Source organism: Streptomyces sp. NPDC006510, assembly GCF_040611955.1.
In the GTDB taxonomy this organism is placed as follows: Bacteria; Actinomycetota; Actinomycetes; order Streptomycetales; family Streptomycetaceae; genus Streptomyces.
Map to the genome: position 1 here is coordinate 21,168 of NZ_JBEXPH010000115.1, position 6,078 is coordinate 27,245.

5 protein-coding genes and 1 pseudogene are annotated in these 6,078 nt (G+C 69.2%); 4 read left to right on the forward strand and 2 right to left on the reverse strand.

Annotation, left to right across the window (positions count from 1 at the left end; translation table 11 throughout):
- Window positions 1-52 precede the first annotated feature (52 nt).
- Window positions 53-457 carry a MerR family transcriptional regulator gene (locus tag ABZY11_RS28695; RefSeq protein WP_356481912.1) on the forward strand — a complete coding sequence of 135 codons (405 nt, stop codon included), beginning with the start codon at window positions 53-55 and terminating at the stop codon, window positions 455-457.
- A 547-nt stretch (window positions 458-1,004) separates the two neighbouring features.
- Here the strand turns inward: ABZY11_RS28695 and ABZY11_RS28700 are convergent.
- Complete coding sequence (locus tag ABZY11_RS28700) at window positions 1,005-1,550, reverse strand: hypothetical protein (protein ID WP_356481913.1); 546 nt, start codon at window positions 1,548-1,550, stop codon at window positions 1,005-1,007.
- Window positions 1,551-2,281: 731 nt separating this feature from the next.
- Window positions 2,282-3,277, reverse strand: a complete 996-nt coding sequence (locus ABZY11_RS28705; RefSeq protein WP_259929973.1) for an amidohydrolase family protein — start codon at window positions 3,275-3,277, stop codon at window positions 2,282-2,284.
- Between the two features lie 207 nt (window positions 3,278-3,484).
- On the opposite strand from ABZY11_RS28705, the gene ABZY11_RS28710 reads away from it, so the two are divergent.
- The 3 genes and pseudogenes from ABZY11_RS28710 to ABZY11_RS28720 form a co-directional block, all read left to right on the forward strand.
- The gene (locus ABZY11_RS28710) at window positions 3,485-4,528 is read left to right on the forward strand and encodes an Lrp/AsnC family transcriptional regulator (protein WP_356481914.1); all 1,044 of its coding nucleotides are present in this window, start codon (window positions 3,485-3,487) and stop codon (window positions 4,526-4,528) included.
- A gap of 362 nt (window positions 4,529-4,890) precedes the next feature.
- On the forward strand, window positions 4,891-5,061 hold the full coding sequence (locus ABZY11_RS28715) for a hypothetical protein (RefSeq protein WP_356481915.1): 171 nt from the start codon (window positions 4,891-4,893) through the stop codon (window positions 5,059-5,061).
- A gap of 480 nt (window positions 5,062-5,541) precedes the next feature.
- Window positions 5,542-5,919 (forward strand): annotated as a pseudogene (locus ABZY11_RS28720) (transposase); the annotation flags it as partial.
- Between the last annotated feature and the right edge of the window lie 159 nt (window positions 5,920-6,078).

The window sequence follows — 6,078 nt, forward strand, 5'->3', positions numbered from 1 at the left end:
CGGCATGAAGTCAAGCGAGCACACGACCTCTGTTGGCGGTGAGCGCGAGCCGATGGGAATCGGCACCCTCGCCGAACGCTTCGGCCTGGCTGCGCACGTCCTGCGTCACTGGGAGGCGATGGGGCTGCTCACGCCCGCCCGTGACGCCGCTGGACGCCGCCGCTATGGGCTCGCCGACCTCACACGAGTCGCCATCATCGTGCGCGCCAAGGAGGCAGGACTCTCCCTCGACACGATCCGCTCTCTGGTCGCTACCGCAGATCCCGCCGGGCGCAGGGACATCCTGCGCGAAGAAGCCGAGGCGCTTCGCTCCCGTATTGCGGCCGCGCGGGCGTCTCTGGGAATGATCGAATGTGCCCTTGGCTGCGACCACGAGGACTTTCCCCAGTGTGCCCATTTCCAGCAGTTGGTGGCGGCTCGCATCGGCACGGACGCTGCGGTCCGACTCCCCGTCTGAGCCCACGCGCTCGACGCCCGGCAGCGACGCGATTCTCGGCCGTCCGTGGCCAGCCGGCCCGAGCGGACTAGACGATCTTGAAGACCATGGCCGAGGCTCCGGCTCGGGATCCGGCGCCCTTGGTGACCTTGGTCCGCGGACGGGCGGTCGCGAAGGTCGACTCGATGGAGACACACGCGACAGCGGCCTACGGCTCCGGGGAGTTGAGGCCGTACGTCGCCACTGGACGGCCGTCTGGGGCGGGCAGAGGATTCGACTCCGGGAGTTCGCCGGCCAGGGGAAGCGTGGCGATGCACCCGCGAGCGCCGGGGCGTGGCGTCACCCGCTGCTCTTCGTGTGACTGCGCCTGGACGTCACCGCGGCCGACGTGCCCGCGTTCGGGAAGGCGTACGTAGTGGTCGCCCTGTGTCCAGCCATCGGCCCGGTGTGGCTGGGCCGCCCGGCGCCAGTTGCGCGACGGGCGGCCGACTGGTGGTGGCGCGTCGAACGCCGAAACTACGTCTACGGAGATCCGCAGGCTGATACAGCGCCGGGTCCGAGCCGGCGGTCAGGCGGTTTGTGCGCTGCGGGCGTACGGCGCGAACAGCAGCGACCAGTTGCCGACCGTGGTCCGGGCCAGTGCCGTCCCCAGCTCCCCGTCCTCGTCATCGGGGGTCACTTCGTCGGGCCGGAGGCCGGACCGCGTGGCCGGCTCCTGGGATCCGGTCCCGGTGTGGACGGGGTCGCCGTCAGCAGGGTCCTCCGTTGCCGCGTCGAGGAGGTAGAGCAGGTGCCCGTGTGCGGGGCCGGCATCCCCTGCTTCCAGTGATTGCGTGGTGAAGGTGCGCTGCTCGTCATACCGCACCAGATCTGAGTTCTCCACGGCGGCCTGGACGAGCTGGGCCCAGTAGGACTCGTCGTGGGCACCCGTGCGCTGACGCATGTGCCGTGTGGCGTACCGCGCCATGGCTCCTGCGTCGTCGATCAAGGGGGAGAGCACCTGGTCGGAGGTGAAATCGAAGCCGAACCACAGGCGGCGGCCATCGAGGACCAGCGACTCGATACCGCCGACGACGCCGATGCGCCCGGTCAGCCCGGGTACCGGATCCGTCACGTTTTCTCCCGGTGTGGTATCTGAGATTGCGTTGTCTGCCATGGTGGGGCCCTCTTCCGCAGTCGCGTTCACGCTACTGCCGGAGTGTCTATCGCAGAGCACTGACATTGATGCTCCGGTCCCGTCGAAGGCCGCGCCAACCGCATCGAAATGGTCAAACGCCAGATGTTCGGCCGCGCCAAGCTTCCGATCCTGCGTAAACGGGTACTTCTCACCCGCCGCCCGATGACGGCCTGCGCAAGTAGCAAGACGACGTTGCAGTATGTAATCAGACGGTCGGCAGAGAGCTCGAACTACCACGTTGGTGACGACGAAGTACCCCGGGCTCACCCGATCGTCCTCTTTGCTCACGAGCCCCGGACCGTCCTCGCGGTGGTAGCGACGCAACATGCGGTGACGCAACGGGGCCCCAGCCATCAACAGAACCGGAGCGACGACGATTGCACCGACCGTCACAGCGAGCCGGACTGCCTGAATCCTGGCGACGCTCTCCATCCGCATCGCTCCAGTCTGCCGATCAGAAGAAACTCGTCCACCGCTCTCACGGAACGTGTGCCAGAACACCCTTCTCGCATACAGAGCCACGTACTTCGTATTTCCGTGAAAGCCATGTCCGTTGAGAACGCTGAGGGCCAGCGTTCTCAATCGACGTGACGGCCCACCAGGTCAGCGGCTCGCCATCTGACAGATGCACTTCGACAGGACATCGGTCCGGTTCGGCGGTGCCGCGGCTACGGCTGCTGTCGGGTCGAGGTCGAAAGGTCGATGCGGAACAGGGAGGTCGCGTTGGTCGAGGAGAACTGGCGACGTTGGGCCTCGGTGGGGAAGTGGGTGAGGAAGGAGTCGATGTCCTGCCTGGTCGGCCGTTGGTAGGGGTAGTCGGTGGAGAAGAGCAACCGGTCGACGGTGGTGACCGACAGGGTGTGGTGCAGCAGTGCCGGATTGAGCATGCCGGACGCGGTGATGTGGAAGTTCGTCCGTATGTAGTCGGACACCGGGCGCCGGAGTCCGGCGGTTCGGGAGAGGAGGTCGGCCCGGTCCAGCCAGAACGGGAGCATCTCGCCCCAGTGACCGAGCACGATCCGAAGGTCGGGATGGCGGTCGAACGTGCCGCGCAGGATCAGGCGCAGCGCCGCCGTTCCGGCGTCCAGGTGCCAGCCCCAGCCGTAGGTGGCCAGGGCGAGGTCCGTGGCGGGATCGAAGCCTCGATAGGCCTCGCGAACGGCGGTCGCCGGCAGTTGGGGGTGGATGAACACCGGTTGGCGAAGTACCGCCGCGGTGGCGAGGAAGTCGTCGTAGGCGGGGTCGTCGAGGAACAATTCTCCCGCGCGGCCGTGGACCATGGTGCCCACGTGTCCCATGGCGGCGGCTCGTTCGAGTTCGCCCGCGACGTGCTTCGGCGACGACATGGGCAGGGTGGACAGGGATCGGAAGCGGGTCGGGTTCCGGGAGACGGCCGCGGTGGCGGCGTCGTTCGCGGCGCGGCTCAGCCGCAGCGCCGCGTCGGCCGGCAGCGGGTGGGTTCCGGGTGGGGCGAGGGACAGGATCGACAGGTCGATGCCCTGGGCGTCCATGGTGGCGATGCGACCGGCCGCCAGGTCCTCCAGGCGCTCGCGGTTGTCGCCCAGTTCGTTGAAGGCGAGGCTTTCGTCGGGGTGTGGCGCGGCGCGCAGCGCGGACGTCACGTCCGGCATGATCCAGTGTTCCTCGATGGCGACGAGCGGCATGGTCGCGATCCTTTGGTGTCGTAGGGGTGGGGGAACGGCCCTTCGGGCGGGCGTCGTCGGGTGGCGGGGCCGGTGTGGCGGTGGGCCACCCCGCGCCGGAGTACTGCGGGCGAGGGTGCCGTCGGCCGTGTCTCCGGTGCCGTGCAAGTGTGTCCGGCGCGCCGTTGCCGGAGCGCATCTGGGAGCCTGATCCGTAGGATTCTTTTCATGGTGGATGTGTCGGTGTGTGAATTCGGTGGTGTGCAGCCCGACGACGTGCGAATCATTCGTGCGTTGCAGGTCGCTCCGCGGGCCTCGTTCGCCGCGCTGGCGGGCGTGCTGGGGCTGCCGGAGGGCTCCGTCAAGCGTCGTTACCGGCGGCTGTGCGCCGAAGGGGTCATTCGCGTCGCGGGCGTGGTCGATCCGGGGGCGTTGGGGCAGAGCAGGTGGCTGGTGCGACTGCGTTGCCGTCCCGGCGGCGTCTCGGCGATCGCCGACGCGCTCGCCGGGCGCGAGGACGTCAACTGGGTGGTGCTGAGCGCGACGGGCTGCGAGATCACCTGCGCGACGCAGTCCCGCACGCGCGAGCAGCGCGAGGATCTGTTGGGTCGACGTCTTCCGCGGACCGCGGCGGTGCTGGACATCGAGGTCTTCGCCCTGCTGCGGGTGTTCCTGGGCGGCCGCAGCCAGTGGGACGCCCTGCGGGGCGTCCTGTCCCCGGAGCAGGAGGCGTGGCTCGGGGGCACGGATTCCGCGTTCGTGGAGGCCCCGGTCCTCACACGCGAGCCGGTGCGTTTGACGGCGGAGGAGGAGCGGATCCTCGACGCTCTCGCGGCGGACGGTCGCGCCGGGCTCGTCGATCTCGCCGCGGCGGCCGACTCCACTCCGGGACGGGTCTCCCGCCGCCTCCGGGCGCTGCTCCGGCGCCGCGTCGTGCACATCGACGTCGAGATCGCCGCCGCCGCGCTCGGCCGTCACGCCCAGGCGCACCTGTGGTTGCGCGTGCATCCGTCGGCGGTCAAGGACGTCGGACGCGCCCTCGCCCGCGAACCCGAGATCGCGTTCGCCGCGGCGGTGTCCGGGCCCTGCAACATCCACGCCGTCGCGCACTGCCGGGACCTCGACGACCTGTTCGAGTTCACCACGGACCGCATCGGGTCCCTGGCGGGCCTGCAGAGCATGGAGGTCGTCCCCGTGCTGCAACACGTCAAACAGGCCGGCACACTCCTGGTCGGCGACCGCCTCGCCGGAACACGACGCACACGAGCGTGACCCGGCCGCGACACCCCGACGTCGAAGGTGCAGGCCGGTCCGGCGTCCTACACGGGCCTCACGGAATCGACGCGCCCGGGTCGTGCACGGTGCGAGGGCCGCGTCCCGCGATCGGTGCGGCCGCGCTCATGGAAGTGGCCGCACGCGCGGCCGTCGCCGAGAGCCGGACGCTCGAACTCGGCGATGCCGTGGCGCACGCCTTGAACAGTGGTCGGTTGGATTACCCGGCTCCGCAGGACGACCCTGGGCAGTTGCCGACCGCGACGCCTCCGACGCCGATTCCCGAACAACCGGCACGCCGGACCACGAGACGAAGAAGGCCGCGGTTCGCGCCCAGGCCCCCACGCCGCACCGACCAGGAGTTGATCGAACAGGCCCGGGCGGTCGCCGCGGAGCTGACCGCGCAGGGACGTGAGGTGACGGCGCAGGCGTTGAGGGAACGGATGCGTATCGGCGCGGCGTCCGCCCGCGCTCTGCGGGACGCGGTGCTGGGTGAGGGAGCGGTCGGTCGGCATGTCGGCGACCACCGATGAAACGGTGGCGCAGATCGACCGAGTGTCTGTGCGGGCCCGGGCCCGCCTCCACACGAGGATGTCCGGAGGTGAATCGGATGGACGTCGGCGACGGGAGTGGTCGGATGAGCACGGCGAACAGGTTCGGTGGCGCGTGCGCGAATCGCGAGTGCAGCATCTACGTGGCGCCGCGCCAGGGCGTCGTCACGCGCACGCCCGGTGGGTGGGTGACCTGGTGCGCGAAGTGTGGGCCCGAGTCGGATCGGGCGGTGGTGTCCGGCCGTACGGCCCCGGACGCCGGACCGGAGCCGGCGGACGAGAGGACTCGGGTGTGATCCGGCTGCCCTTGCATCGCACGAAGGGGCCGGGCGTGCTCGGTGCCGGGCCCGGCGGCACAGGACCCTTCGGCCGGATAGGCACGGTTGGAACCGCCGGCAGCGCGAGGGGCTCAAGTCCTGGTGATCATGGGGTTGAGACGCTCTGTGATTGCTGAGGAGACCTGTGCCCGTTCTGCCGTCATGGCTCACCGAACCGCTCTGGGAACAATTCGCGGTCCTGCTGCCCGCGCGGCCCAAGTACCACCCGGACCATCCACTCGGCTGTCACCGTAGGCGCATCAGCGACCGGATCATCTTCGACAAGATGCTGCAACTGCTGCGCTTCAGCTGTTCTTACGAGGCAATCGCCGACACAACGTGCTCTGCCACGACTATCCGCAGCCGCCGCGACGAGTGGATACAACGGGGTGTCTTCGCCGGGCTCAAGCAGATCGCACTCGACTCCTACGACCGCATCGTCGGTCTCATCCTCGACCGGATCGCTGTCGACGGCGCTATCACCAAGGCTCCCGGAGGCGGCGAGGCGGCCGGGTGTTCACCAGGTCGAGGGCGATCGTGTCGGCTGGACCGGACAGGGCCGTTCAGTCGAGGTCTGTGGTGCCGGTGGGGGTCTATCAGGAATCAGGTGTGGTTCGTCTGTTTGGCCTACAGGTTCTTCGGTGGGCTGATCGGCCTACGCTCGGATGGCGGTGAGGCGGCC

Bases quoted from the DNA above. Each gene is read 5' to 3' on its own strand.
- ABZY11_RS28695 (WP_356481912.1), top strand. From the start codon at position 53: ATGGGAATCGGCACCCTCGCCGAACGCTTCGGCCTGGCTGCGCACGTC.
- ABZY11_RS28705 (WP_259929973.1), bottom strand. From the start codon at position 3,277: ATGCCGCTCGTCGCCATCGAGGAACACTGGATCATGCCGGACGTGACG.
- ABZY11_RS28710 (WP_356481914.1), top strand. From the start codon at position 3,485: ATGGTGGATGTGTCGGTGTGTGAATTCGGTGGTGTGCAGCCCGACGAC.